The organism is Acinetobacter sp. N1-1 (genome assembly GCF_056711485.1).
The window spans coordinates 423,645-449,364 of record NZ_JBWXUO010000012.1 but is presented as its reverse complement, the minus strand read 5'-3'; the positions used below and the strand labels follow the sequence as shown (position 1 = coordinate 449,364).

Sequence of the window (25,720 nt, the reverse complement as noted above, 5' to 3'; positions counted from 1 at the left end):
AATGAGATATAATAACATGACTGGAATATAAAAATTATCAGTGGCTTTATTATTGAATAGTGTTTTTCTAACGCAATATGCAAATGCTAAAAACATTAAAATACAGCCTTTTCTTGCATCTCCTGAACATTTTGAGTGACATCAACACTCATTGAAACAGGTAAAGATGTCATGCATTGTAAATGCACAATTTTCAAAATCTGCAGCATTGCGTATCGTTGCAAACATATTAGATAGTGGTAAACAGCTTAAAACTATTTTTGTGAGCTATGGCGATCCAGATTATTACTTTGGTTTAGATGTCGTAAAACAAATATTTCCTAAAGCACAAATTATAGCAACACCTGAAACTGTAAAACATATTGAAAAAACCTACCAACTCAAACAAAAATATTGGTCTCCTCAAATGGGAGAAAATGCACCTAGTAAAATTATTATTCCCCAACCCTATACAGCGAAAGAAATTAATTTTGATGGTCTAAATATCCAAATTCAGGGAAAAAACGAGCTGACTTATCTATGGATACCAAGTATTAAGGCTGTTATTGGTGGAATTCCTGTATCTTCAGGTATTCATTTATGGATGGCAGATACAGCAACAGCATCATCTCGAAAAGAAGTGCTGACGACTTTAAAAAATATTAAAGAACTTATGCCTAAAATTGTTATCCCTGCACATATGGCAAGTGGTGTGGTAGAAAATATGCCAGCAGTCAACTTTTCCATACAGTATTTAGAACAATATGAAAAAGCAGTACAAAAGACAAATAATGCAAGTGAGCTTATTTCTGAAATGAAAAGAATCTATCCTAGCCTATACGAAGTCAATAGTTTAGAGTTAAGTGCGAAAGTCGTTAAGGGTGAAATGAAATGGCCTTAGATACTAATTATTAAATATAAAAAACCAAAAAGTTCATGATTATCTATATAAAAAGATATAACTCTGTTTGTGGAGTGTATCTTTCTATGATTTAAATGAAATTTCAAACTGATAAATAAATAAACAATAAAATAATAATTAAATAAAAAATAATAGGTATAGCAAAGGTTTAATACTTATATATAGAAAAAGAGTCATTCAGAAAAATTAACAAAACATATGTTAAAGCAAAGAAATACGTTAAAAAAGTATCATATTCAGAATATTACAACTTAAAAAAAATATAGATGATGCAAAAACTCCGATGTTGAGTATTTATTTTTTTCCTTTTAGGAACGAGTGATTATGAAAAAATTAGTTTTAATGTCTTTAACAATTACTGGATTTGCATTATCTGCTGTTGGATGTGCTTCACAAAAAGCAGAAGAACCGACAAACACGATGCCTGCATCAGCTTTAAGCTCTGCGCCAGTTGTTTCAAATGATTCATCATCTCAGAGTACAGTGCCTCAATCATCTACAGGAGCATCAGATGTAGCAACAACAATGGCTCAATAAAATTTAAGTTATTTAAGACTATATGTATGCATACATATAGTCTTAACCTTTTAAAATTGTGTTTCACGTGAAACAATGTTAGAGATTGACTTAAATAAGCATTTGTTTTTGGTATTACATATGAAAAAATCAATTCTTTTACTTTTATCTACGCTTGCATGTGGAACAACTTTTGCGAATACATATGTAGATATGAAAACCTCTATGGGAAATATAGAAATTGAACTAAATGATACTCAAGCTCCGATATCAACGAAGAATTTTTTGCATTATGTAAAGAGTAACTTCTATGCAAACACAATTTTTCATCGAGTTATTCCCGGTTTCATGATCCAAGGTGGTGGGTTTGCACAAAATTTTAGTGAAAAACAGACAGACGCACCAATAAAGAATGAATCGTATAATGGTTTGCCAAATGTTCGAGGAACATTGGCTATGGCAAGAACCAGTGATCCAGATTCTGCAACGGCACAATTTTTTATTAATACAGTAGATAATCCTAACTTAAATAAAAGTATGTACAACGATGGTTATGCTGTCTTTGGTAAAGTGGTAAAAGGAATGGATATCGTAGATAAGATATCAAAAGTAGAAACAATGGATAAAGGCGTGTATCAAAACGTACCTATAAAACCTATTTTTATTGAAAGTATAAAAGTTGAAAATAAAAAATAACTCTAAAACTTTCCCATTCTGCTGTAAAATCATTCAAATTGATTAAAAAAACTCATATTTCGTTTAGATTTTATTCTATTGGCAAATAAATATGAAATAAACTGGATTAGGGGGTTGTGTTTGGAATTGATTGGTCTATAATGCGTATCCATCGGCGGTGATGTTGAGAGAAACTTCTTAATAAACAATAACTTAGTTGATTGGTTTGAGATTTAGTTCTTAGATTGATTGAAGTTTAGTTTGATTAAGTAGTTTAAAAAAACTTTCAGATTACAGTTGACTTTCTTTTAAAAGAGAGTAATATAGCCGACCTAGCTTGCTGATGACGAATCAGTGATGCGAATCATTAATAGAATTGAAGAACAACTTGTGTGGATTTTTACTGAGTGATCACTGAATATATTTAAGATTCATTGATCAAAAGTAGAAATTTACTCGAAGATTTATTTGAGAGCGAATATTTTTGCTAGTGATTAATGAGCCAGATTGATTCCCTTAAGGAATTAATGATTTTAACTGAAGAGTTTGATCATGGCTCAGATTGAACGCTGGCGGCAGGCTTAACACATGCAAGTCGAGCGGGGGAAGGTAGCTTGCTACTGGACCTAGCGGCGGACGGGTGAGTAATACTTAGGAATCTGCCTATTAGTGGGGGACAACGTTCCGAAAGGAGCGCTAATACCGCATACGCCCTACGGGGGAAAGCAGGGGATCTTCGGACCTTGCGCTAATAGATGAGCCTAAGTCGGATTAGCTAGTTGGTAGGGTAAAGGCCTACCAAGGCGACGATCTGTAGCGGGTTTGAGAGGATGATCCGCCACACTGGGACTGAGACACGGCCCAGACTCCTACGGGAGGCAGCAGTGGGGAATATTGGACAATGGGCGCAAGCCTGATCCAGCCATGCCGCGTGTGTGAAGAAGGCCTTATGGTTGTAAAGCACTTTAAGCGAGGAGGAGGCTTACCTAGTTAATACCTAGGATAAGTGGACGTTACTCGCAGAATAAGCACCGGCTAACTCTGTGCCAGCAGCCGCGGTAATACAGAGGGTGCAAGCGTTAATCGGAATTACTGGGCGTAAAGCGCGCGTAGGTGGCCATTTAAGTCAAATGTGAAATCCCCGAGCTTAACTTGGGAATTGCATTCGATACTGGGTGGCTAGAGTATAGGAGAGGAAGGTAGAATTCCAGGTGTAGCGGTGAAATGCGTAGAGATCTGGAGGAATACCGATGGCGAAGGCAGCCTTCTGGCCTAATACTGACACTGAGGTGCGAAAGCATGGGGAGCAAACAGGATTAGATACCCTGGTAGTCCATGCCGTAAACGATGTCTACTAGCCGTTGGGTCCTTTGAGGACTTAGTGGCGCAGCTAACGCGATAAGTAGACCGCCTGGGGAGTACGGTCGCAAGACTAAAACTCAAATGAATTGACGGGGGCCCGCACAAGCGGTGGAGCATGTGGTTTAATTCGATGCAACGCGAAGAACCTTACCTGGCCTTGACATACTAAGAACTTTCTAGAGATAGATTGGTGCCTTCGGGAACTTAGATACAGGTGCTGCATGGCTGTCGTCAGCTCGTGTCGTGAGATGTTGGGTTAAGTCCCGCAACGAGCGCAACCCTTTTCCTTACTTGCCAGCATTTCGGATGGGAACTTTAAGGATACTGCCAGTGACAAACTGGAGGAAGGCGGGGACGACGTCAAGTCATCATGGCCCTTACGGCCAGGGCTACACACGTGCTACAATGGTCGGTACAGAGGGTTGCTACACAGCGATGTGATGCTAATCTCAAAAAGCCGATCGTAGTCCGGATTGGAGTCTGCAACTCGACTCCATGAAGTCGGAATCGCTAGTAATCGCGGATCAGAATGCCGCGGTGAATACGTTCCCGGGCCTTGTACACACCGCCCGTCACACCATGGGAGTTTGTTGCACCAGAAGTAGATAGTCTAACCCTCGGGAGGACGTTTACCACGGTGTGGCCAATGACTGGGGTGAAGTCGTAACAAGGTAGCCGTAGGGGAACCTGCGGCTGGATCACCTCCTTAACGAAAAGGTGAGACTTGGTAAGAATCCACAACAAGTTGTTCTTCGGTATATTATCTGAGGGTCTGTAGCTCAGTTGGTTAGAGCACACGCTTGATAAGCGTGGGGTCACAAGTTCAAGTCTTGTCAGACCCACCAAAGACTAGAAGATAATGTACAATTCGAAATGATTTTAAGCTGGGGACTTAGCTTAGTTGGTAGAGCGCCTGCTTTGCACGCAGGAGGTCAGGAGTTCGACTCTCCTAGTCTCCACCATGATTTTAATCAGATTGATATTTCAATTTAATTAAAGTTAAGCTAATAAATAAGCAAACAGCTTATTTGCTTATAGAGCTTAATAGAAAGATTGTATATAATATGCGACCTTGATATTAACCTCTGTGAGTAATCACAGTACATGACCTGACGAAGGCATGTTAAATCATTAACAGATTATTCAATTTGAGTCTGAAATAAAATTGTTCACTCATACATTTTGAAGCGTTTTAATTGAAATTTTAACTAATTTAGATTGAGACAAATTGAAATGAGATGAGAACTAGCAAATTAACTGAATCAAGCGTTTTGGTATGAGATTGAAGCTGTACACCTTGAAGTTCGCGTAAGCGACTGTTTGGGGTTGTATAGTCAAGTAATTAAGTGCATGTGGTGGATGCCTTGGCAGTCAGAGGCGATGAAAGACGTAATAGCCTGCGATAAGCTCCGGGGAGGCGGCAAATATCCTATGATCCGGAGATTTCTGAATGGGGGAACCCACTTACCATAAGGTAGGTATCAATAACTGAATACATAGGTTGTTGAGGCGAACGAGGGGAAGTGAAACATCTCAGTACCCTTAGGAAAAGAAATCAATTGAGATTCCGTCAGTAGCGGCGAGCGAACGCGGATCAGCCCATTAAGTTATCTAAGTTTTAGTGGAACACTCTGGGAAGTGTGACTATAAAGGGTGATAGTCCCGTACACGAAAGGGCTTAGATAATGATATCGAGTAGGGCGAGGCACGTGAAACCTTGTCTGAATATGGGGGGACCATCCTCCAAGGCTAAATACTCCTGACTGACCGATAGTGAACCAGTACCGTGAGGGAAAGGCGAAAAGAACCCCTGTGAGGGGAGTGAAATAGATCCTGAAACCGCATGCATACAAGCAGTGGGAGCATACTTTGTTATGTGACTGCGTACCTTTTGTATAATGGGTCAGCGACTTATATTCAGTAGCGAGGTTAACCGTATAGGGGAGCCGTAGAGAAATCGAGTCTTAATAGGGCGTTTAGTTGCTGGGTATAGACCCGAAACCAGGCGATCTATCCATGAGCAGGTTGAAGGTTGGGTAACACTAACTGGAGGACCGAACCCACTGTCGTTGAAAAGCCAGGGGATGACTTGTGGATAGGGGTGAAAGGCTAATCAAGCCTGGTGATAGCTGGTTCTCCCCGAAAGCTATTTAGGTAGCGCCTCGGACGAATACCATAGGGGGTAGAGCACTGTTTCGGCTAGGGGGTCATCCCGACTTACCAAACCGATGCAAACTCCGAATACCTATGAGTACTATCCGGGAGACAGACTGCGGGTGCTAACGTCCGTAGTCAAGAGGAAAACAATCCAGACCGCCAGCTAAGGCCCCAAAATCATAGTTAAGTGGGAAACGATGTGGGAAGGCATAGACAGCTAGGAGGTTGGCTTAGAAGCAGCCACCCTTTAAAGAAAGCGTAATAGCTCACTAGTCGAGTCGGCCTGCGCGGAAGATGTAACGGGGCTAAAACTATGTGCCGAAGCTGCGGATTTACGCATTAGCGTAAGTGGTAGGGGAGCGTTCTGTAAGCCGATGAAGGTGTGTTGAGAAGCATGCTGGAGGTATCAGAAGTGCGAATGCTGACGTGAGTAACGATAAAACGGGTGAAAAACCCGTTCGCCGAAAGACCAAGGGTTCCAGTCCAACGTTAATCGGGGCTGGGTGAGTCGACCCCTAAGGCGAGGCCGAAAGGCGTAGTCGATGGGAAAATGGTTAATATTCCATTACTTCTGTGTAATGCGATGAGAGGACGGAGAAGGTTAAGTCAGCCTGGCGTTGGTTGTCCAGGTGAAAGACAGTAGGCATGCATCTTAGGCAAATCCGGGGTGCTCTATGCTGAGAGTCGATAGCAAGTAGGTTTACCTACGAAGTGGCTGATACCATACTTCCAAGAAAAGTCTCTAAGCTTCAGTTACACAGGAATCGTACCCGAAACCGACACAGGTGGTCAGGTCGAGTAGACCAAGGCGCTTGAGAGAACTCTGCTGAAGGAACTAGGCAAAATGGTACCGTAACTTCGGGAGAAGGTACGCTGCTGATGGTGATGGAACTTGCTTCCTGAGCTGTCGGCAGCCTCAGAAACCAGGCCGCTGCAACTGTTTATTAAAAACATAGCACTCTGCAAACACGAAAGTGGACGTATAGGGTGTGATGCCTGCCCGGTGCTGGAAGGTTAATTGATGGGGTTAGCGTAAGCGAAGCTCTTGATCGAAGCCCCAGTAAACGGCGGCCGTAACTATAACGGTCCTAAGGTAGCGAAATTCCTTGTCGGGTAAGTTCCGACCTGCACGAATGGCATAATGATGGCGGCGCTGTCTCCAGCAGAGGCTCAGTGAAATCGAAATCGCGGTGAAGATGCCGTGTACCCGTGGCTAGACGGAAAGACCCCGTGAACCTTTACTGCAGCTTGACATTGAACTTTGACCTTACTTGTGTAGGATAGGTGGGAGGCTTTGAAGTAGTAACGCCAGTTACTATGGAGCCATCCTTGAAATACCACCCTGGTAATGTTGAGGTTCTAACTCTGACCCATAATCTGGGTCGAGGACCATGTCTGGTGGGTAGTTTGACTGGGGCGGTCTCCTCCTAAAGAGTAACGGAGGAGTACGAAGGTGCGCTCAGCGTGGTCGGAAATCACGCGTAGAGTATAAAGGCAAAAGCGCGCTTGACTGCGAGACCAACAAGTCGAGCAGGTACGAAAGTAGGTCTTAGTGATCCGGTGGTTCTGTATGGAAGGGCCATCGCTCAACGGATAAAAGGTACTCTGGGGATAACAGGCTGATACCGCCCAAGAGTTCATATCGACGGCGGTGTTTGGCACCTCGATGTCGGCTCATCTCATCCTGGGGCTGAAGCAGGTCCCAAGGGTATGGCTGTTCGCCATTTAAAGAGGTACGCGAGCTGGGTTTAGAACGTCGTGAGACAGTTCGGTCCCTATCTACCATGGGCGTTGGAAATTTGAGAGGATCTGCTCCTAGTACGAGAGGACCAGAGTGGACGAACCTCTGGTGTACCGGTTGTGACGCCAGTCGCATCGCCGGGTAGCTATGTTCGGAAGGGATAACCGCTGAAAGCATCTAAGCGGGAAGCCTACCTCAAGATTAGATTTCCCTGTGATTTTATGTCACCTAAAGAGCCGTTCAAGACTAGGACGTTGATAGGTTGGATGTGGAAGTGTAGTGATACATGAAGCTGACCAATACTAATTGCTCGTGAGGCTTGACTATACAACACCCAAACAGTTGTATTTCTCTTCAAATAGCTTGATTTAGTAATAAACCTAGTTACAATACAGACCAATTGAATAACCTGTTAAGCCAAATTTGGTTGAACATAGGCAATAATATAAGACCTAATCGTTCTCCATAACAGTTATGCTGGCGACAATAGCGAGAGTGAACCACCTGATCCCTTCCCGAACTCAGAAGTGAAACCTCTTAGCGCTGATGGTAGTGTGGGGTTACCCATGTGAGAGTAAGTCATCGCCAGCATCTAATTCTAAAGCCTCCCATTAGGGAGGCTTTTTTATGTATCCAATAAAATTATGAGGTAATTAAACTTGCAGCAATATTAATGCAAATTGCTAAAATAATTGTATTAAAGGTAAAGGCAAGCATAAGATGAAATGTATTAAGTATACGCATTTTCTTTGAGGTAATAGAAACATCTGCAGTTTGAGAAGCTGTACCAATAACATAACTAAAATAAATAAAATCAAAATATACAGGCATAGGTGTTTTAGGAAATTCTAGTCCTGGTTCTTTTACGCGATTCTTTGCTATATAGAATGCATGTGCATAATGAATGGCAAAAACGGTATGCATAAATAACCAAGCCATAGCAATAGTGCCGAGAGCAAGTAAAATATGTTCATATTTTAGTTCGGATACACTAGGGAGATGCGATAAATGAATAATAATGGCATATAAGCACATACTTACAGCAAGGCATACCAATAAAAGAATAACCCATTTATTTTCATCTTGTTTTTCAGCACGTTCAGCAATATGTTTTTGATTATAGTGAGTAATAATTGCAAAAGTTCTTATTAAATATAAACCAATCGCACTATTCCAACTTGTAAGTAGAATAGTAGACCATGCCCAATTTGTTAAATAATTTAAAATACTAGCAATAACTAGCCCAACAGGTAACATAAGATAAAAATATGGGTGGTAACGAATATTTCTATATGTTTTTCTAATTAAACTCATATATTTTCCTAGTTATTCTATTTTATAGAGTGAAATAAAAAAGGGAATATCCGAGATACTCCCCCTCGAAATTAAATTTTAAAAGGGAGCATCAATATCTGTAATACTAATAACCTTATGATTTACAAATTCTTTTAGGCCCAAATCAAAAAGCTCACGCCCATACCCTGATCTGCGGATACCTCCAAAAGGAATATGTGCTTTTGTTCCAGTTGGATGATTTACAAAGATCATACCTGTTGAAATTTTTTCAGCAACTTTTTGACCATGCTCTGGGTCAGTAGTAAAGACAGATCCACCTAACCCAAAATGTGAGTCATTAGCAATACGTATAGCATCATCGTCATTTTTTGCTTTAAATATCATGGATATAGGGCCAAAAAATTCTTCGTAGTATGCAGGATTTTCTGGTGTGATATTTGTAAGAATTGTTGGCTGAATAAAAGCACCTTGTTTTGGAATAGGCTCTCCTACTTCTTGAGCTATAGCACCATTTTTAATAGCATTTTGGACTTGTTGCTTTATATTATCGGCCGCTTTTTGTGATGAGAGAGGGGCGAGTTGAGTATCAGAAGATTTAGGATCTCCTGCCTTTAAAGCAGCAACACTTACTATATATTTTTCTAAGAATTCATCATATATGCTTTCATCTATAATAATTCTTTTTGATGCGATACATACTTGACCTGCATTCCAATGTCTACCAAAAACAGCCCATTTAACTGTTTTATCTAAGTCAGCATCAGCTAATACAACTAAGGCATCTGCACCACCCAATTCGAGTGTAGATTTTTTTAAATATTTTGCAGCTATTTGAGCAACAACTGCACCCGCTGCTTCAGATCCAGTTAAAGCAACGCCATGAACACGTGAATCTTTTAAAACATCCTCTACTTTGTTATGTGGTAAAAAAAGATTAATGAAAGCACCTTTTGGTAATCCTGCATCTAACATAAGCTTTTCAAAAATGAGTGCACATTGTGGAACATTTGAAGCATGTTTAAGTAAAAGAGTATTACCCACCGAAAGTTGTGGCGCTAATATTCGGGTAATTTGATAGAAAGGAAAGTTCCATGGTTCAATTGCTAAAATAATACCTAATGGTTCATGAGAAACAATTGAGTCACCGTCTTCAGGAGATAGTGGTGGAATTTTTTGAGGAGCAAGTAAGTGTTCTGCATTTTTTGCATAATATTCAAATATTTTTGCACATAATTCAACCTCTGCGCGTCCTTCAGAAAGAATTTTACCCATTTCTAGGGTAAGTAATTGTGCATAGGTTTCAACATCTTGGCGTAAAATAGAAGCAGCTTTTGTTAATATTTCTGAACGAGTCTTAAAGGATGATAATCGCCAAGATTGAAATGCTTGATCTGCATCTGTAATGGCTTGTTGTATTTCAGCATCTGTTGCATCTGGAAAAGTTTTTATAACTTCACCTGTATATGGATTTGTTGTGGCAAATGGCATGGTCGAACTCCTTGTATATATTTGCTTTAGAACTTAATGTATATTTTGTTGAGTACACGAGCGTTTTACTTGTTTCTGCGTTTTAATAGCTTTATTAAATAATATAAATGAACTTTTATTTTATAGCGTAAAGAAATATGAGGAATCGTAGCAAATTGCAAAAATAGAAAATTTAAGAATGTATCTCCTATTTCTTAAATGATCTTTTATAATAAATGTTGTAATAAAACGACAAGTACAAAGGCTTAGTTATGGTGGGTCATCCTTCTACGCAATCAGATGCAACTTCTACAACCAATTATTTATACTGGTTTCGTAACTCTGCACCATATATTAATGCACACCGTAATAAAACCTTTGTGATTATGTTTGATGGCGCTGCATTAAAAAATAGTAATTTTCAGCATATTATTCATGATATTGCATTATTACATTCATTGGGTATTCGACTTGTTTTAGTACATGGGGCACGTGATCAAATTGACGAAAGTCTTGCTAAACAAGGTATTCAAACAAAATCCCATTTAAATCGTCGTATTACAACAAGAAATGCTTTACCTGAAATTATGAGTGCTGTTGGAGCTTCTCGTATGTATATCGAGGCTTTGCTTTCTATGGGGTTGGCAAATTCTCCAATGTTTGGCTCACGTATAGATGTTGTTTCAGGAAATATAATTACAGCAAAGCCTTTTGGTATTCATGATGGTATTGATTTTCAACTGAGTGGAGAAGTCCGAGCTGTAGATACACATACAATTAATCACTTATTATCTAATAATAATATTGTATTACTAGGCCCAACTGGATATTCAACTACGGGAGAAGTTTTTAATTTACTTGCTGAAGAGGTTGCTACTAAAACAGCAATTGCATTAAAAGCAGATAAACTGATTTTTCTAGGTGAGCAAGCAGGATTATTGAACTCAGAACATCAATTGATTCGTGAAGTAAGTTCGAATCAACTTGATGATTATATTATAGAAAATAGCGCATCTCCATATTTTTCAACAACTCTAAAATATGCACAAGAAGCATCTTTGCATGGTGTTCAACGCATTCATCTATTACCATTTGCTTATGATGGTGCTTTAATTGAAGAGTTATTTACGCGGGATGGTGTTGGTACGATGGTTACAGATGCCCACTATGAAGAAGTGCGAATGGCAACAATTTATGATGTGGGTGGTTTAATGACATTACTTAAACCTTTAGAGGAGCGAGGTATTTTAGTTTACCGCTCTAGAGAAAGGTTGGAAAATGAAATTGAACAATTTGCAGTAATTGAACGAGATGGAACGATATTAGCTTGCGCAGCTTTATATCCAATTGCAATTAAAGAACATGAAGTACCATCTGCTGAAATTGCATGTGTAGCAGTTCATCCGAGTTATCGTAAGTCGAATAGAGGCACTCAAATTTTAGCTTTCTTGGAAAATAAAGCAAAAACAAATAATATTAAGCAATTATTTGTTTTAACCACACGTACAGCACACTGGTTTGTAGAACATGGTTTTCAACCATCTAGTGTTGAAGATTTACCAAATTCACGTCAAGAACTCTATAATTTTCAACGAAACTCATTGGTATTTAAAAAATTAATTATGTAATATTTTTTATAGATAAAAACGATAGTTTTTAGGAGATTTTTAAATAGGTTTTTTAATAAATTCCATGCAAAATCAAAGATATTTCTCTAAAATCTAAATATATTTTTAGGCAGGTTGCATGTTATGGAATTAAAAAAAAGTATGCAAAAGCGACATCAGCTTTTAAATGCAGCCTTAGATGTATTTTCGATCTATGGTTTTAGTGGTGCAAGTTTAGATGAAATTGCTAAACGTGCTGATATGCATAAGTCGAATATATTTTATTACTTTGCAAATAAAGAAGCACTATATATTGAAGTATTGACATCTGTATTACAAAAGTGGCTAGAGTCTATGCAACTTTTACATGTGGATGCAGATCCTGAAGTACTTTTGACACAATATATTGAGAATAAGATAGAATTCTCTAAAATGAATCCAAAGGCTTCAAAGCTATATGCTTTAGAGATTATTCAGGGGGCACCATATATTCATAATATTATTAAAGGCTCAATTAAAAAGCATTTTCGTCGTAAGATAAAAGTAATTGCTGAGTGGCAAGCACAGGGAAAAATTGCTGCGGATATTGCTCCTGAGTTATTTATTATGAATTTATGGTCTTTAACGCAAAGTTATGCTGACTTTGATATTCAGTTTGAGGCACTTACAGGAAAAACATTGCGTAATAGAGTATTTCACCAACGTGCGATACAAAGTAGTGTTCAACTTTTATTACATGGCGCACTTACAAAACCAAATGCTGTATAGAAAATTTCGCCTATTTCCCTTTGATTTATAACTCTAAATGGGAATAACAAGACGAACCGATTAGAATATGGCAAAATAGGCAAAGAGAACCTTTTCTAAATGGATCATATGAGTCTTCCATGAATCTACTTCGTTTACATGCCTTGATGCCCTCATACAATTTACCAAAAACAGCTGTTAGTATTGGTAATTTTGATGGTGTGCATCTAGGGCATCAGGCGATGATTAAAAAGCTTAAAGAAATTGCACAACAAGAACAGTTAAAAACATTAGTTATTATTTTTGAACCTCAACCCCTTGAATTCTTTAAAGGTAGTGAAGCTCCACCAAGAATTTCATCACTTAGAGAGAAAGTCGAATATTTAAAAGAGCTTGGTATAGATTATATCGCTATTGCGAAATTTGATCATTGTTTTAGAAACCAAAGTGCAGAAGATTTTGCCTTACTATTAAAAAATACTCTCAATGCGAAAAGCTTAATATTAGGTGATGATTTCCATTTTGGAAGAGACCGCCAAGGGAACAGTGAATTCTTAAAATCTTATGGTTTTGAAGTACATAACTTGAAAACTGTGATGTTCGAAGGTAAGAGAGTAAGTTCAACTCGACTTCGTCAAGTATTGCAAAAAGGTAACTTAGCGTTGGCAAGCCAACTTTTAGGTCGACCTTATAGTATTATTGGTCGTGTTCAACATGGCGATAAACTTGGTCGCACATTAAATTTTCCTACAGTAAATATTGCTTTAAAGCGGCATAAACCCTGTTTAAATGGTATTTATGGTGTGGATGTCATTTGCGAAACCCATAATTTAAGAGAAATAGTAAAACAACAATCAGATTTAACAGGCATTTCAGGGTATCAGTCAGATAGTCTTTTTGGTGCAGGACATGTAGGTACACGTCCTGCAATAAAACAAGATGCTCCAGAGTGGCGTTTAGAAGTTCACTTTCCTGAAGTTTCTGCTAATCTGTATGGTTTACTTATGCGTGTAACTTTTTTAAATTACTTACACGGTGAGAAAAATTATGCTTCACTTGAGGCATTAAAGGTAGGAATACAAGATGATGTTGTTCAGCTAAACGAATTTCGTAAGCGAAACAACACATTTCCTTTTTAATTTGAATTTTAAAGTACAACGAGTCATAGAAAACTCTGAACACTGGAAGTAACTTGCATGAGCGATAAGCAAAATCCTGAAAATGTAGTGGATTATAAAGCCACATTGAACTTGCCGGGTACTGAGTTTGCAATGAAAGCAAACTTAGCAGTACGTGAGGTGAAATGGTTGGAAGAGTGGTATGCCGACAACATTTATCAGCGAATTCGTGACTCGCGTATTGGCAAAAAGAAATATATTTTGCACGATGGCCCTCCATATGCAAATGGACAAATTCACTTAGGTCATGTGGTAAATAAAGTACTTAAAGATATTATTATTAAAAGTCGTACTTTAGATGGTTTTGATGCACCGTATGTTCCAGGTTGGGACTGCCACGGTCTACCTATTGAATTGAAAGTTGAAGAAAAAGTTGGGAAGGTTGGGCAAAAAGTAGATGCAACAACATTCCGTAAACTTTGCCGTGAATATGCATTAAAGCAAGTCGATTTACAGCGTCAGGACTTTAAGCGTCTTGGTATTTTGGGTGATTGGGATAATCCTTACCTGACCATGAACTTCAAACAAGAAGCAGATATTGTTCGTGCACTTGGTAAAATTCAAAAGAATGGTCATATTCAACCAGGTCTAAAACCTGTGAACTGGTGTTTAGATTGTGGTTCAGCTCTGGCTGAAGCTGAAGTTGAGTATGAAGATAAGAAATCGGAAGCGATAGATGTTGGATTTGCAGTTGTAGACTTAAATGACCTTTCAAAGCGCTTAGGTATAGAAGTTACAACTGCAACAGATATGGTAATTTGGACAACAACACCATGGACCATTCCTGCTAACCAAGCTGTAGCTGTACATGCTGAAATTGAATATCAACTGATTGAAATTGACACTGATACAGGTAAGCAAAATATAATCTTTGCAAAAGATTTAGCTCAGTCAGCTTATGAACGTTATAAACTTCAAAATCCAAAAGTTCTTGCAGATTTTGCCGGTGAGAAACTTGATCAGCTTCAACTACAGCATCCATTAATTGTTGAAAGACAAGTTCCTGTAATTTTAGGTGAGCATGTTGTTGCAACAAGTGGTACAGGTGCTGTACATACCGCACCTGCACATGGTGTCGATGACTATAAAGTTGGTTTACAAAATAATCTACCTGTAGAGAACCCTGTAGGTGGAAATGGCGTTTATTTACCGGCTGCATCTGTATTTGTAGGTGAGCATATTTATAAAGCTGTTCCCAAAATTATTGAGGCTTTACGTGAAGCAGGTCGTCTTTGGGCACATGAAACGATTCAACATAGCTATCCACATTGCTGGCGCCATAAAACACCAATTATTTTCCGTGCAACACCACAATGGTTCATTAATATGGATCAAAATGGATTACGGGCAGGTGCATTAAAATCTATTGAAAACGATATTAAATTTGTACCAAATTGGGGACAAAGCCGTATTGAGTCGATGATTGAAGGTCGCCCTGATTGGTGTATTTCACGTCAAAGAACATGGGGGGTCCCAATTCCATTCTTTGTTCATAAAGATACGAATGAATTACACCCACGTACACCTGAAATTATTGAAGAAGTTGCTCAACTTATTGAGAAAGAAGGCATTGATGCATGGTTTACCCGTGATACAGATGCGTTCTTAAGTGCAGAAGAAGCAAAAGAATATAACCCTGTACGCGATACTTTAGATGTATGGTTTGATTCTGGTACGACACATTATGCAGTGTTGGATCAGCGTGAAGAATTAAGTAGCCCTGCAGATTTATATTTAGAAGGTTCAGATCAACATCGTGGTTGGTTCCAATCTTCGTTATTGACATCTGTAGCTATTCATAATCGTGCGCCGTATAAAACGCTATTAACACATGGTTTCACAGTTGATGAGAAGGGTCGTAAGCTCTCTAAATCTTTAGGAAATTATATTCCTTTAGAAGAAATTACCAAGCAACTGGGTGCAGATGGTTTACGTTTATATGTTGCATCAAGTGACTATCGTTATGAAATTGCAGCGTCTAAAGAAATCTTTAGCCGTGTAAGTGATAGTTATCGCCGCATTCGTAATACATTGCGTTTCTTATTGGCAAATTTAAAAGGTTTTGAGCCGAGCAAAGATTTACTTCCTGTAGATCAACTGATTGCTTTAGATCAATATATCTTACAACGCGCCAATGAAGTTCAGAAAACAATTGCTGATGCATACAACGAAATGAACTTTCATGCTGTATGTACTGCTTTAACAAGTTTCTGTATTAATGATTTGGGTGGTTTTTACTTAGATATTATTAAAGATCGTCAATATACGACAAAAGCTGATTCACAAGCACGTCATTCTGCACAAACAGCGCTTTACCATATTGTGCAAGCATTTGTTCGTTGGATGAGCCCAATCTTAAGCTTTACAGCACAAGAGGCATGGCCACTTATTCCTGAACAGTCTGAAAAATATGTGTTTACGCAAACATGGTATGACTTACCTCAAGTGGCAACAAATGAAATTTCTGAGCAAGATTGGCAACAATTAATTCAGGTAAAAACTGCAGTAAATAAACAGATTGAGTTTGCACGTAACGAAAAAGTTGTTGGTGGTAACTTATCTGCTAAAGTAAAAATTTGGGCGACACCTGAATTAGAGAAACTACTAAAATCTTTAGAAAATGAACTTCGTTTTGTCCTTATTACTTCTCAAGTAGAAGTTAATCCTTTTGCTGAAGAAGGGAAAGAAACTGAAGTTGAAGGTTTACGTGTAGAAATTCTTGCAGCAGAAGGTGAAAAGTGTGTTCGTTGCTGGCATGTATTACCAGATGTAAATACACATTCAGAACATCCAGGCTTATGTTCTCGTTGTATCATTAACGTTGATGGTGCAGGTGAAGAGAGAAAATATGCCTAATCAACAGCATGGAAAAGGCTTAAAATTTCATGTAGGAAATGTGTTGTGGTTAGGGCTTTCTGCCTTAGCCATTATCATTGATCAGTGGACGAAGCATATTGCGAGTACATCTCTCGAATATGCTGACCCACAGCATGTTGTTCCTTTTTTAAATTGGACGCTTTTACATAACTATGGCGCTGCATTTAGCTTTTTGTCGGGTGCAGGTGGTTGGCAGCGTTATGTATTTATTGGGCTTGCTGGAATAGTATCTTTAATATTTGTTTTTTGGCTTATGCGTATGCCAAAAGGACAAAAAGTTTTACCTGCTGCATTGGCACTTATTTTAGGTGGCGCAATTGGTAACTTAATCGACCGTATGACTTTAGGTTATGTAGTCGATTTTATTCATGTTTATTATGGTCAATATAATTTTCCGGCATTTAATATTGCTGATAGTGCAATTACATTAGGTACAATTTTACTTTTAATTGATACGTTTTTTCTTGAGAAGAAAAGAAAGCAACAACTGGATAAAGTGAATGGCTAATATTATTTCACCAAATGAAGAAACAAGAGTAGAAGCAGGTGCGCATGTCGAGTTACATTTTTCGGTAGCTTTAGAAAATGGTGTGGAGATTGATAATACACGCCAACATGATGCACCAGTTCAGCTCACAGTTGGTGATGGAAATTTATTGCCGGGGTTTGAAAAGGCATTATATGGACTGCGTGCAGGGGATCGCCGTACAGTACATCTACCACCAGAAGATGCTTTTGGACCTTGGAATCCTGAAAATGTACAAACATTTGATACAGTAAAGTTCGAAGAAAGACCAACGATTGGGCATCTTATAGAGTTTGAGGATAAAGCAAAATCAAGCTTATTTGGTGTGGTTAAATCAGTGAATGATGATACAACAGAGATAGATTTCAACCATCCTTTGGCTGGAAAAAACATTAGCTTTGAAGTGGAAATATTTAAAGTAACGCCAGCAGGACAACAAGGAATTAATATCATATAAAAAAGTGCTTCGGCACTTTTTTATTGCACACTAATAATTGAATTTGTCGCGTCAATAAGCAAAAAATCATTGTTGATACGATACCACTGTTGATCTCGTTCAGGTCTAGGCAAGTTATACTCGATATAATTGACTTTATAACTGTCGCTGCGGTAATGCTGTGGCATTGTATATCCCTGTTGCCATTTTAAGCGTTTTAGGCGTTCAAATCCTTGTGCTTCACGGGTTCTACGTATTTCTTGTATATCTTGAAAAATATCTTGATGAATAATAGTATGGCTATTCAGTCCTGAAAAATTATCACCTTGGGATATATGTCCGATAGGAGCACCTCCCACCATTCCTATTGAAGCTCCTCTCCCTCCCATATGATTAGGCTGCGCATATACAGCTGTGAAAAATAATAGGTTGGATGCAAATGCCAAAATATAGCATAACTTTTTCATGTTGCACCTTTTTCGAAATAGTAAGCTGTTATAGCTGAATTTCTACTTACTCTATCTAAAAAATGCATAGAAATTGTGAAGATTATAACAAGATTTCAAAAGTTAAAATAAAAGAAGGCATAGTAACTTGAAGGAAAGGGAGGGTAAAACCACTTTCCCCTAGTTTTATATACTAATCCTGTGCATTAATACTTTCACCATTAAGATGTTTGCTATCTTCACCCATTAAATATAGGTACGCAGGCATAAGCATTTCTGATGTAGGCAGTGTTAGGGGGTCTTCATTAGGAAATGCTTTTGCTCGCATAGCTGTACGTGTTGCACCCGGATTGATGCAGTTAAAACGCAGTTGGGGATATTTATTTTCTTTTGCAAAAATCTGGCACATGGCTTCAATACCAAATTTGGAAATAGAATAAGCTCCCCATAGCGCACGTGCTTCCCGTCCAACACCTGAGCTTGCAAATATAACGGAAGCCGATTCTGACTTTTCTAATAGTGGTAATAAAGCTTGCGTCATTGCAAAAGGCGCTCGTAAGTTCACAGCCATGACTTCATCCCATATATCTGTTGGATAGTCAGATAATGGTACACGTTCGCCAAGTATACCTGCATTATGCAAGATACCATCTAAACGCCCAAATTGAGCATTAAGAGTATCTACGAGTAGCTCATAGTCCCGTGTAGATGCACTTGAAAGTTGTAGTGGTAAAATGGCGGGCTGTGGTGCACCCAGACCTTCTATTTCATCATAGATTACTTCTAGTTTGTTGATTGTGCGTCCATGCAGAACAACTGTTGCACCATGTAATGCATAACTGAGCGCAGCTGTACGTCCAATACCATCACCTGCACCTGTAATAAGAATTACCTTATTTTTTAGTAAATTAGGTCTAGGTTGATATTCTGAATATTTCATTGCAGGGCCTCCATTCACTTCTATATTTTTAAGTGATTTTTAGCTGATTTTTTTAGCAATTTCTGTATGTAATTGTTCAACATTTTGTACAATTGTATCTGCATTCCATGCATCAAGATCATCTTTCATATTTGGTGGCAAATAACCATATGCTGCCAATACTGTGAACATATTTGCATGACGACCTGCATCAATATCTCTAGGATGATCACCAACATAAATAATATCTGTTGGAGATATATTAAGTATTTTTGCAGCAATAAACATCGGCTCTGGATCTGGCTTAGTTTTTTTGACATCTTCAGGACAGACCAAAACACTACAGCGATGATCTAGCTTGAGTTCTTTGAGTAGTTTCTCTGTAAGATAGCGTGGTTTGTTCGTCACAATACCCCAAGGAATATTGGCAGCTTCTAGCATCTCTAAAATAGGATACATGCCTTCAAAAAGATCTGTGTCTACAACTACTTGTTGTTCATAAATATCTAAAAACTGCTGGCGATACTTTAATAGTGTTGGATTATCTTGAGATAATTCGGGATATACCAACTGAACCATTGCACGTGCACCTTCAGAAACTTGTGCACGTATAGCATCTGCTGAAATGATAGGGTGTCCAACTTCGTGGCAGATATTTTGAATAATGCGAATAAAGTCTGCAGCTGTATCTGCTAATGTACCGTCTAAATCGAATAAAACAGCTTTTTTCATACTTCACCTTTGTCTTGTGTATGAACCATATAGTTCACATCAATATTTGGTGCTAACCAGTAGTGTTTTGTAAGAGGGTTGTAGTGCAAGCCAATCATATTTTTAAGTTCTAAGTTTGCTGCACGGATGTCATAAGCAAGTTCAGATGGACGAATAAATTTATGGTAGTCATGTGTGCCTTTTGGAAGCAGACGAAGAACATATTCTGCACCAATAATTGCAAATAGGTATGATTTAGGGTTACGGTTAATGGTTGAGAAAAATACATGACCACCTGGTTTAACTAGTTTTTGGCATGCTTGAATAATAGATGCAGGATTTGGGACATGTTCTAGCATTTCCATACATGTTACAATATCGTATTGTCCTGCTTGCTCCTCTGCAAGTTGTTCAACAGGAACTTGTTTATATTCAATATTTTTTATATTGTGCTTTGTGGCATGTAGACGCGCAACATTAAGAGGTGCCTCGCCCATATCTATACCTAAAACAGATGCACCACGACGAGCCATACTTTCAGCTAAAATACCGCCACCACAGCCTACATCAATAATTTTTTTCCCTTCAATGCCTTGTGAATATTCATCAATCCAGTTTAAACGTAGTGGATTAATTTCATGTAATGGGCGAAATTCTGATGTTTTATCCCACCATTTTTCTGCAAGTGCTTCAAATTTTGCTATTTCTTGTGGATCAACATTTAACTGAGTCATGTGCTATTCCTAAAACTATAAAAATTTTTATTTCATCTAGTGTAGCGTTTATTATGGAAAAAGCGATTGCCTACGTAAAAAACTTCACATAAACAAGACGTTTTTTGCATGAATATTTTGAAATTACACGTTACTCTATTGCATAGCTTAAAAAGTTGATAAAAGGAAATACTGAAAAATGAAGAAGTTTATTTTAGGTGGTCTAGCTGCGACGGTAATGGCTTTCTCTGTGAATGCAATGGCAGATCAATTTGTTGAGGGGAAAGATTATACTGTAATTAAAAACCCAACACCTGTAACAGGAAATAAAGTAGAAGTACGAGAGTTCTTTTGGTATGGCTGCCCACATTGTTTTAAGCTTGAACCGCATATGCAAGATTGGTTAAAGCAAATGCCAAAAGATGTTATTTTTGTGCGTACCCCTGCTGCAATGAATCCTGTATGGGAGTCAGGTGCACGTACTTACTGGGCATCTGAGATGCTAGGTGTACGTCAAACAACACATCTAGCTTTATTTGATGCAATTCAGCTGAATAATCAACAAATATTTGATCAAGCATCTGCTGCTAAATTCTTTACAAAATATGGTATACCTGAGAATAAGTTTAATAATGCCTATAACTCTTTTGCTGTAAGTTCTAAAGTTGCTGAGTCAAATAAACTCGCACAGCAGTATCAACTTTCAGGTGTACCTGCAATTGTGGTAGATGGGAAATATATGATTCAAGGTGAAGATGGAAGAGTGACTAAAGTACTTAGTTACTTAGTAGAAAAAGAAAGTAAACTGAAGAAGAAATAAATACTAAAAATAAATAAAAAAAGGCATCTTATGATGCCTTTTTTTATAGATATATTGTTCGCTGCATAAAAAATACATGGTTTAGGCAATTTTTAAGAAATATTTTTTTATCATTTTCTTGGGTATTATTTTTACATAGGTTAATCCAATCTTTAGACCATATAAGACACATTTCTAAAAGAATTTCTGCAAACATATAAAGTTCATTGGATGTAATATTTTGATATTTTTCTAATTTTTGTAAGTCACTGACTAAATCTCGTGTCAAGTCAGAAATATCTTGATGGATCATTTTCTCTAAAATAGGATAATTCCCCCACCGTTCTGAAATAAAAAAGTGCCAGTACATTGAATGTTGTTCAACAAATTTGAACAGTGTTTCTAAACGAACTTCAGTTGTTTCATTACTATGTGTTGAAAACCGCGCACGCGATTGAAATAATGCACTTTTAATAAATACAGCTACTTGGTCTATAGTCGCTTGTGCAAGAATATCTTTATTTGCAAAATGCCGATAGAGTGCGCTTGGTACAATACCAACTTCACGTGCAATTTCACGTAAGCTCATACAGTGAAAGGGTTGTCCGTTATAGCTAAGCAATAGAACTTTTTCAATAATGGTTTGCCTACTCTGGGTTTTACGTTCAGCACGTATAGACATTATAGGTTCCACTTCATAATGTAAAAATCAATTTAAGCATAGAATGAAAAATAGCGCTATTTTTATTCAAGATTTATTAAATGAGCTATCAATATGTTAAAAACTAAAGATTACCTAACCCAATTTTTAGGGTTAGGTTTTTTTATATTAATTATTTGATTTTAAATAATTTAATGCAACATCTAAAGCATATTTTTGACATGCAGTACCTGTATTAGGATTATAGTTACCATTATTTGTTAAATTATTAGATAGAACACGAATACCAATAAATGGAACGTGATATAGAGAAGCAACTTGTGCGGCAGAAGCAGTTTCCATTTCCTCTACAGACGTTTGATAGTTTTCATGGAAATACTTAATGCGGTCTAACTCATTATTCCATACATCTGCTGAACCAATGACACCTTCAACAACTTTTCCTTGTTTATAGCTTGATTTAATCGCATTTGCTGCAACTAATAGCTTAGGATCTGCTTCGAAACGTAGATGACGACTTTCTTCTTCAGTACTGTTATCTTTAGGCAGTACATTAAAAGATTTATTCCATGTTAATGTATTTGAACCTTCACCAATTGCCTTCTTAGGTGTAATAAATGCACCAATATTTTCAGAAGTTTTACCTAAAACGATATCAAACACATTGAGCTTTGGATCATGACCACCAGCAGTACCCTGATTAATAATGGCTGAAGGGTGGTAGTGTTCAATTGCTAATGTTGTTGCAGCAGCAGCATCTGTCATACCCATAAGTGTACGAGAAATAACGATAGGATAGCCTTGATATGTTCCTTCCCAGAACTTCCAAGCGCCGTAAGTTTTTTCTTTTACGTCTTTGAGTTGACCAATCATATGGTCTGTTTCAATATCTAAAGCACCTTGTATGACAACGGGGGCAACTTTTGTATTTGCATAAGTCGTATGTGTTGCCATGATACATGTAATGGCAATAAGTGTTGGTTGAATGAACTTTTTCATAATAAATTTCCAAACAATGATCAGTTTATTTCAGAGCTTTTACGTACTGAATAACAAGTTGAGATGAGTTTTTTGCTGCAAGTTGAATGAATGTACTTTCTTCATTCTCACCAGCACCACCACCAGCAAGGTCAGATAAGGCACGGAAAACAATAAATGGCGTATTATTGACATAAGCAACGTGACCGATAGCTGCAGACTCCATATCTACAACATTTGCATGGAATGTATTAAAAACAAATTGACGCAAGTCGGCATTATCCATAAATGATTGCCCAGAAACACCATTACCGCCAAAAGCAACTTTTGGTGTATGGCTAAGGCAGTGGTTATCTGCGGTACAGCGGTCTAGATTAGGTTTAGCAAGAATTTCTTTAGCTTGTGCCATTAGATTAGGGTCAACTTGGAACCAAAATTTTTCTTCAGGCGCTTGATTGCCGTTTGCAATTTGTACATCTTGAGGGAACATCATGCCAAAGTTTGGGTACGGTGTTTTTAAGAAGGCTGGTGCAACAAACTTTCCGTTGGTCTGACGAGCCATGATTGATTCTAAATATTGTCCCCATTGGTTAGGTACTGAAATATCACCAATATTTAAATCTGGGTTAACTCCACCTGCAACACCTGAAAAGACAATATTTTTGATATTGAAATGATCTAGAGCCATTTGTGTTGTCATGGCTGCGTTAACCATTGACATGCCAGATAAGAATAACACCACTTCTTTATCACCAATTTTTCCTGTATAAAATTCAGTTCTATTGATGGTATGCAGTTGTGCATCTTTTAAAGCTGCACGTAATTCAGGGATTTCCGGTTGGAATGCACAAACAATAGCAATACGTGATGTATTATCAATTTTGCTTTGAGCAAATGTTACGGTGCTTATAATTAAGCTAATAAAGAAGGTCAGTAACTTTTTCATTCAAAGTGCCTTTCAGGATAATAGAAGGTATAAAGCAAGCAATATGCCAATAGAAATCTATGGCATGAGATTCAATGAGTTTAGAAAAAATGAATAAATGTTTAAATTAAACACTATTTTGACATTAAAAATAACATTTTTTAATATAAATGAAATAAAATAATGAGTTAGTTTTAACATCAATATGATTATTTGATGATTTTTGTTGCAGTGTATATGCAAATAGGCATATTCATTGCTTATAAAACTCCTTTAATTCTATTTTTGCCATTTTGGTCAAAATATATATGTCGTGACTTAGGAGCACGTGAAATCATGTCTAACAAACTATTGAGCTATTTTTTTGCTGCAACAGCAGCAGTTTGTACTGTTCAACAAACAAATGCTGCGATGAATACAACGTTATGGGGCATTTATAGCAATAATGTTATGTTTAGCCCAAAACCTGTAAAGAATGCTTATTTAGAACTTGAGTATTCAGGACAAACTGGTCCAATAGATTGGTATGGTTATTTTGATGCGCCTAAGTTTTTTGATGGAAATCGTAATATTTCAGGTGTTTGGGATAGTAGAAGCTCTAAGCTTTTTATGGAGCATGAACCAAAAGTTTCTTTAAATCGTTTGACTGGCAAAGATCTTTCAGTTGGTCCTTTTAAAGATTGGTTTGTTGCAACGGATTGGATCTTAGATGCTGGTAATACAGTATTAACACGCCAGAACACATTATATTATGGTTTGGGTACATCAGTTGACACGCATACTAAGCTAGGTATGAGTGTAAATGTGTATGCAAAACAGCAATGGGAAAACTACGGTGCTGCAAATGCTTATACATCGGATGGTGGGCGCTTACAGGTACAGTTCTTCTATCCTTTATATTCTTTCCAAAATGGTGCATCTTTAAATTACTTCACTTTCTCAAACTATGACTTTGGGTCAAAACTTGCAGATAAAACAGGTGGTAATACACGCACGAATGAAGCTTTTGTATCTACGCATATTTTTTCTTACCAACAGAAACAATTTGGTGCATATGCAGGCGCACGTTATTTCCATAATGGCGGCCAGTTTAAAGATGGTGCAACAAGTAACTGGGGTAGTGGTGATTTTACGCAAATTAGTACAGGCTGGGGATACTACCTTGCTCTAGGCTATCATTTCTAAGTATATAGAATGCTCCAATAGATAGCAGTTATGTAAATGACTGCTATTTTTATATGTGGTTGTGATTTGTAATATATCTATGCCTGAATTACTAAAAAATAAAATAGAATCTGTTACAATTATTTTATTCATTTACTTTTAGTTATATTGAAGGAAAAAAAATGCGTATAGACCAAAGAGCGGTAGATCAGCTTCGTGACGTCAAAATTACTAGAAACTATACGCGTTACGCAGAGGGCTCGGTTCTCATTGAATTTGGTCATACCAAAGTACTTTGTACAGCAAGTATCGACCATAACGTTCCAAGATTCTTAAAAGGTCAGGGCCAAGGTTGGGTAACTGCAGAATATGGTATGTTACCAAGATCGACACATACACGTTCAGACCGAGAAGCAGCCCGTGGGAAGCAAAGTGGTCGTACACAAGAAATTCAGCGTTTAATTGGACGTAGTTTACGTGCAATGGTTGATTTAAAGAAGCTTGGTGAAAATACGATTACGATTGACTGTGATGTAATCCAAGCAGATGGGGGAACACGTACAGCTTCAATTACAGGTGCTGCAATTGCGCTTGTAGATGCGATTAGCGTTTTGCTTGAAAAGAAAAAAATTAAGCAAGATCCACTTAAAGGCTTAATTGCTGCGATTTCTGTAGGTATCTATCAAGACGAAGCATTGCTTGATCTTTGTTATGAAGAAGATTCTAACTGCCAAACAGATTTAAATGTTGTAATGACACAGGCAGGGGAGTTTATTGAAATTCAAGGTACTGCTGAAGATAAACCATTTACACGTGCACAATCAGACAGCATGCTAGAACTTGCAGAAAAAGGTATTCAAACACTTATTCAAAAACAGCAAGAAGCATTGGGTTGGTAATTTATTTAATAACTACAAG

The 25,720-nt window shown here is 37.7% G+C and carries 20 protein-coding genes, 2 tRNA genes, 3 rRNA genes and 1 pseudogene; 17 read left to right on the top strand and 9 right to left on the bottom strand.

Going from position 1 to position 25,720, the window contains the following annotated elements; all coding sequences use genetic code 11:
- Nucleotides 1-40: 40 nt before the first annotated feature.
- From AC1MPL_RS02395 to rrf, 8 genes and pseudogenes are all read left to right on the top strand, one after another.
- A pseudogene (locus AC1MPL_RS02395) lies at nt 41-880 on the top strand (MBL fold metallo-hydrolase).
- Nucleotides 881-1,225: 345 nt separating this feature from the next.
- Nucleotides 1,226-1,438 (top strand): hypothetical protein, encoded by a 213-nt coding sequence (locus AC1MPL_RS02390; RefSeq protein WP_479763943.1) that lies wholly within the window; start codon nt 1,226-1,228, stop codon nt 1,436-1,438.
- Between the two features lie 120 nt (nt 1,439-1,558).
- Nucleotides 1,559-2,113 (top strand): peptidylprolyl isomerase, encoded by a 555-nt coding sequence (locus AC1MPL_RS02385; RefSeq protein WP_479763941.1) that lies wholly within the window; start codon nt 1,559-1,561, stop codon nt 2,111-2,113.
- Between the two features lie 513 nt (nt 2,114-2,626).
- A 16S ribosomal RNA gene (locus tag AC1MPL_RS02380) occupies nt 2,627-4,163 on the top strand.
- 59 nt (nt 4,164-4,222) lie between these two features.
- Nucleotides 4,223-4,299, top strand: a tRNA-Ile gene (locus AC1MPL_RS02375).
- A 41-nt stretch (nt 4,300-4,340) separates the two neighbouring features.
- Nucleotides 4,341-4,416: transfer RNA gene (locus AC1MPL_RS02370), tRNA-Ala, on the top strand.
- Nucleotides 4,417-4,786: 370 nt separating this feature from the next.
- Nucleotides 4,787-7,679 (top strand): 23S ribosomal RNA (locus tag AC1MPL_RS02365).
- 149 nt (nt 7,680-7,828) lie between these two features.
- Nucleotides 7,829-7,943 (top strand): 5S ribosomal RNA (gene rrf, locus AC1MPL_RS02360).
- The 16S, 23S and 5S rRNA genes sit together here with 2 tRNA genes alongside, the layout of an rRNA operon.
- A gap of 51 nt (nt 7,944-7,994) precedes the next feature.
- On the opposite strand, the gene AC1MPL_RS02355 is transcribed toward rrf, so the two are convergent.
- Together AC1MPL_RS02355 and AC1MPL_RS02350 are read right to left on the bottom strand one after the other, a co-directional pair.
- Nucleotides 7,995-8,666 carry a DUF1345 domain-containing protein gene (locus tag AC1MPL_RS02355; protein ID WP_479763939.1) on the bottom strand — a complete coding sequence of 224 codons (672 nt, stop codon included), beginning with the start codon at nt 8,664-8,666 and terminating at the stop codon, nt 7,995-7,997.
- Nucleotides 8,667-8,744: 78 nt separating this feature from the next.
- On the bottom strand, nt 8,745-10,136 hold the full coding sequence (locus AC1MPL_RS02350) for an NAD-dependent succinate-semialdehyde dehydrogenase (RefSeq protein WP_479763937.1): 1,392 nt from the start codon (nt 10,134-10,136) through the stop codon (nt 8,745-8,747).
- A 251-nt stretch (nt 10,137-10,387) separates the two neighbouring features.
- Between AC1MPL_RS02350 and argA the strand changes: the two genes are divergently transcribed.
- From argA to AC1MPL_RS02320, 6 genes are all read left to right on the top strand, one after another.
- Nucleotides 10,388-11,743 (top strand): amino-acid N-acetyltransferase, encoded by a 1,356-nt coding sequence (gene argA, locus AC1MPL_RS02345; protein ID WP_479763935.1) that lies wholly within the window; start codon nt 10,388-10,390, stop codon nt 11,741-11,743.
- Nucleotides 11,744-11,866: 123 nt separating this feature from the next.
- On the top strand, nt 11,867-12,490 hold the full coding sequence (locus tag AC1MPL_RS02340) for a TetR family transcriptional regulator C-terminal domain-containing protein (RefSeq protein WP_479763934.1): 624 nt from the start codon (nt 11,867-11,869) through the stop codon (nt 12,488-12,490).
- 119 nt (nt 12,491-12,609) lie between these two features.
- Nucleotides 12,610-13,608, top strand: a complete 999-nt coding sequence (gene ribF / locus AC1MPL_RS02335) for a riboflavin biosynthesis protein RibF (RefSeq protein ID WP_479763932.1) — start codon at nt 12,610-12,612, stop codon at nt 13,606-13,608.
- 57 nt (nt 13,609-13,665) lie between these two features.
- Nucleotides 13,666-16,503, top strand: coding sequence for an isoleucine--tRNA ligase (gene ileS / locus AC1MPL_RS02330; RefSeq protein ID WP_479763931.1), 2,838 nt, complete (start codon nt 13,666-13,668; stop codon nt 16,501-16,503).
- Nucleotides 16,496-17,032 (top strand): signal peptidase II, encoded by a 537-nt coding sequence (lspA, locus tag AC1MPL_RS02325; protein WP_023273323.1) that lies wholly within the window; start codon nt 16,496-16,498, stop codon nt 17,030-17,032. The genes ileS and lspA overlap by 8 nt, the downstream gene beginning before the upstream one ends.
- The gene (locus tag AC1MPL_RS02320) at nt 17,025-17,507 is read left to right on the top strand and encodes an FKBP-type peptidyl-prolyl cis-trans isomerase (RefSeq protein WP_479763929.1); all 483 of its coding nucleotides are present in this window, start codon (nt 17,025-17,027) and stop codon (nt 17,505-17,507) included. The genes lspA and AC1MPL_RS02320 overlap by 8 nt, the downstream gene beginning before the upstream one ends.
- A 20-nt stretch (nt 17,508-17,527) precedes the next feature.
- Here the strand turns inward: AC1MPL_RS02320 and AC1MPL_RS02315 are convergent, their stop codons facing one another.
- The 4 genes from AC1MPL_RS02315 to ubiG form a co-directional block, all read right to left on the bottom strand.
- Nucleotides 17,528-17,953 carry an RcnB family protein gene (locus AC1MPL_RS02315; RefSeq protein ID WP_479763927.1) on the bottom strand — a complete coding sequence of 142 codons (426 nt, stop codon included), beginning with the start codon at nt 17,951-17,953 and terminating at the stop codon, nt 17,528-17,530.
- Nucleotides 17,954-18,125: 172 nt separating this feature from the next.
- Entirely contained in the window at nt 18,126-18,872 is a 747-nt protein-coding gene (locus tag AC1MPL_RS02310; protein ID WP_479763925.1) for a YciK family oxidoreductase, read from the bottom strand.
- A 39-nt stretch (nt 18,873-18,911) separates the two neighbouring features.
- Nucleotides 18,912-19,583, bottom strand: coding sequence for an HAD family hydrolase (locus tag AC1MPL_RS02305; protein WP_479763923.1), 672 nt, complete (start codon nt 19,581-19,583; stop codon nt 18,912-18,914).
- The gene (gene ubiG, locus AC1MPL_RS02300; RefSeq protein ID WP_479763921.1) at nt 19,580-20,296 is read right to left on the bottom strand and encodes a bifunctional 2-polyprenyl-6-hydroxyphenol methylase/3-demethylubiquinol 3-O-methyltransferase UbiG; all 717 of its coding nucleotides are present in this window, start codon (nt 20,294-20,296) and stop codon (nt 19,580-19,582) included. Before ubiG ends, AC1MPL_RS02305 begins: the two co-directional genes overlap by 4 nt.
- A gap of 178 nt (nt 20,297-20,474) precedes the next feature.
- On the opposite strand from ubiG, the gene AC1MPL_RS02295 reads away from it, so the two are divergent.
- Nucleotides 20,475-21,095 (top strand): thiol:disulfide interchange protein DsbA/DsbL, encoded by a 621-nt coding sequence (locus AC1MPL_RS02295; RefSeq protein ID WP_479763919.1) that lies wholly within the window; start codon nt 20,475-20,477, stop codon nt 21,093-21,095.
- Nucleotides 21,096-21,138: 43 nt separating this feature from the next.
- On the opposite strand, the gene AC1MPL_RS02290 is transcribed toward AC1MPL_RS02295, so the two are convergent.
- The 3 genes from AC1MPL_RS02290 to AC1MPL_RS02280 all read right to left on the bottom strand — a co-directional run bounded on the left by AC1MPL_RS02290 (nt 21,139) and on the right by AC1MPL_RS02280 (nt 23,659).
- The gene (locus AC1MPL_RS02290) at nt 21,139-21,756 is read right to left on the bottom strand and encodes a TetR family transcriptional regulator (protein ID WP_479763917.1); all 618 of its coding nucleotides are present in this window, start codon (nt 21,754-21,756) and stop codon (nt 21,139-21,141) included.
- Between the two features lie 147 nt (nt 21,757-21,903).
- Complete coding sequence (locus AC1MPL_RS02285) at nt 21,904-22,689, bottom strand: 5'-methylthioadenosine/S-adenosylhomocysteine nucleosidase (RefSeq protein WP_479766134.1); 786 nt, start codon at nt 22,687-22,689, stop codon at nt 21,904-21,906.
- A gap of 70 nt (nt 22,690-22,759) precedes the next feature.
- A complete protein-coding gene (locus tag AC1MPL_RS02280) occupies nt 22,760-23,659 on the bottom strand; it encodes a 5'-methylthioadenosine/S-adenosylhomocysteine nucleosidase (protein WP_479763915.1) in 900 nt (299 codons plus the stop codon).
- 315 nt (nt 23,660-23,974) lie between these two features.
- On the opposite strand from AC1MPL_RS02280, the gene tsx reads away from it, so the two are divergent.
- Nucleotides 23,975-24,823, top strand: a complete 849-nt coding sequence (tsx, locus tag AC1MPL_RS02275; protein WP_479763913.1) for a nucleoside-specific channel-forming protein Tsx — start codon at nt 23,975-23,977, stop codon at nt 24,821-24,823.
- 161 nt (nt 24,824-24,984) lie between these two features.
- Nucleotides 24,985-25,701, top strand: coding sequence for a ribonuclease PH (gene rph / locus AC1MPL_RS02270; RefSeq protein WP_023273312.1), 717 nt, complete (start codon nt 24,985-24,987; stop codon nt 25,699-25,701).
- The last annotated feature ends 19 nt before the right edge of the window (nt 25,702-25,720 follow it).

Excerpts from the sequence above, each read along its gene's own strand:
- AC1MPL_RS02390 (WP_479763943.1), top strand. The coding sequence starts at position 1,226 with ATGAAAAAATTAGTTTTAATGTCTTTAACAATTACTGGATTTGCATTA.
- AC1MPL_RS02385 (WP_479763941.1), top strand. The coding sequence starts at position 1,559 with ATGAAAAAATCAATTCTTTTACTTTTATCTACGCTTGCATGTGGAACA.
- AC1MPL_RS02355 (WP_479763939.1), bottom strand. The coding sequence starts at position 8,666 with ATGAGTTTAATTAGAAAAACATATAGAAATATTCGTTACCACCCATAT.
- AC1MPL_RS02350 (WP_479763937.1), bottom strand. The coding sequence starts at position 10,136 with ATGCCATTTGCCACAACAAATCCATATACAGGTGAAGTTATAAAAACT.
- argA (WP_479763935.1), top strand. The coding sequence starts at position 10,388 with ATGGTGGGTCATCCTTCTACGCAATCAGATGCAACTTCTACAACCAAT.
- AC1MPL_RS02340 (WP_479763934.1), top strand. The coding sequence starts at position 11,867 with ATGGAATTAAAAAAAAGTATGCAAAAGCGACATCAGCTTTTAAATGCA.
- ribF (WP_479763932.1), top strand. The coding sequence starts at position 12,610 with ATGAATCTACTTCGTTTACATGCCTTGATGCCCTCATACAATTTACCA.
- ileS (WP_479763931.1), top strand. The coding sequence starts at position 13,666 with ATGAGCGATAAGCAAAATCCTGAAAATGTAGTGGATTATAAAGCCACA.
- lspA (WP_023273323.1), top strand. The coding sequence starts at position 16,496 with ATGCCTAATCAACAGCATGGAAAAGGCTTAAAATTTCATGTAGGAAAT.
- AC1MPL_RS02320 (WP_479763929.1), top strand. The coding sequence starts at position 17,025 with ATGGCTAATATTATTTCACCAAATGAAGAAACAAGAGTAGAAGCAGGT.
- AC1MPL_RS02315 (WP_479763927.1), bottom strand. The coding sequence starts at position 17,953 with ATGAAAAAGTTATGCTATATTTTGGCATTTGCATCCAACCTATTATTT.
- AC1MPL_RS02310 (WP_479763925.1), bottom strand. The coding sequence starts at position 18,872 with ATGAAATATTCAGAATATCAACCTAGACCTAATTTACTAAAAAATAAG.
- AC1MPL_RS02305 (WP_479763923.1), bottom strand. The coding sequence starts at position 19,583 with ATGAAAAAAGCTGTTTTATTCGATTTAGACGGTACATTAGCAGATACA.
- ubiG (WP_479763921.1), bottom strand. The coding sequence starts at position 20,296 with ATGACTCAGTTAAATGTTGATCCACAAGAAATAGCAAAATTTGAAGCA.
- AC1MPL_RS02295 (WP_479763919.1), top strand. The coding sequence starts at position 20,475 with ATGAAGAAGTTTATTTTAGGTGGTCTAGCTGCGACGGTAATGGCTTTC.
- AC1MPL_RS02290 (WP_479763917.1), bottom strand. The coding sequence starts at position 21,756 with ATGTCTATACGTGCTGAACGTAAAACCCAGAGTAGGCAAACCATTATT.
- AC1MPL_RS02285 (WP_479766134.1), bottom strand. The coding sequence starts at position 22,689 with ATGGCAACACATACGACTTATGCAAATACAAAAGTTGCCCCCGTTGTC.
- AC1MPL_RS02280 (WP_479763915.1), bottom strand. The coding sequence starts at position 23,659 with ATGAAAAAGTTACTGACCTTCTTTATTAGCTTAATTATAAGCACCGTA.
- tsx (WP_479763913.1), top strand. The coding sequence starts at position 23,975 with ATGTCTAACAAACTATTGAGCTATTTTTTTGCTGCAACAGCAGCAGTT.
- rph (WP_023273312.1), top strand. The coding sequence starts at position 24,985 with ATGCGTATAGACCAAAGAGCGGTAGATCAGCTTCGTGACGTCAAAATT.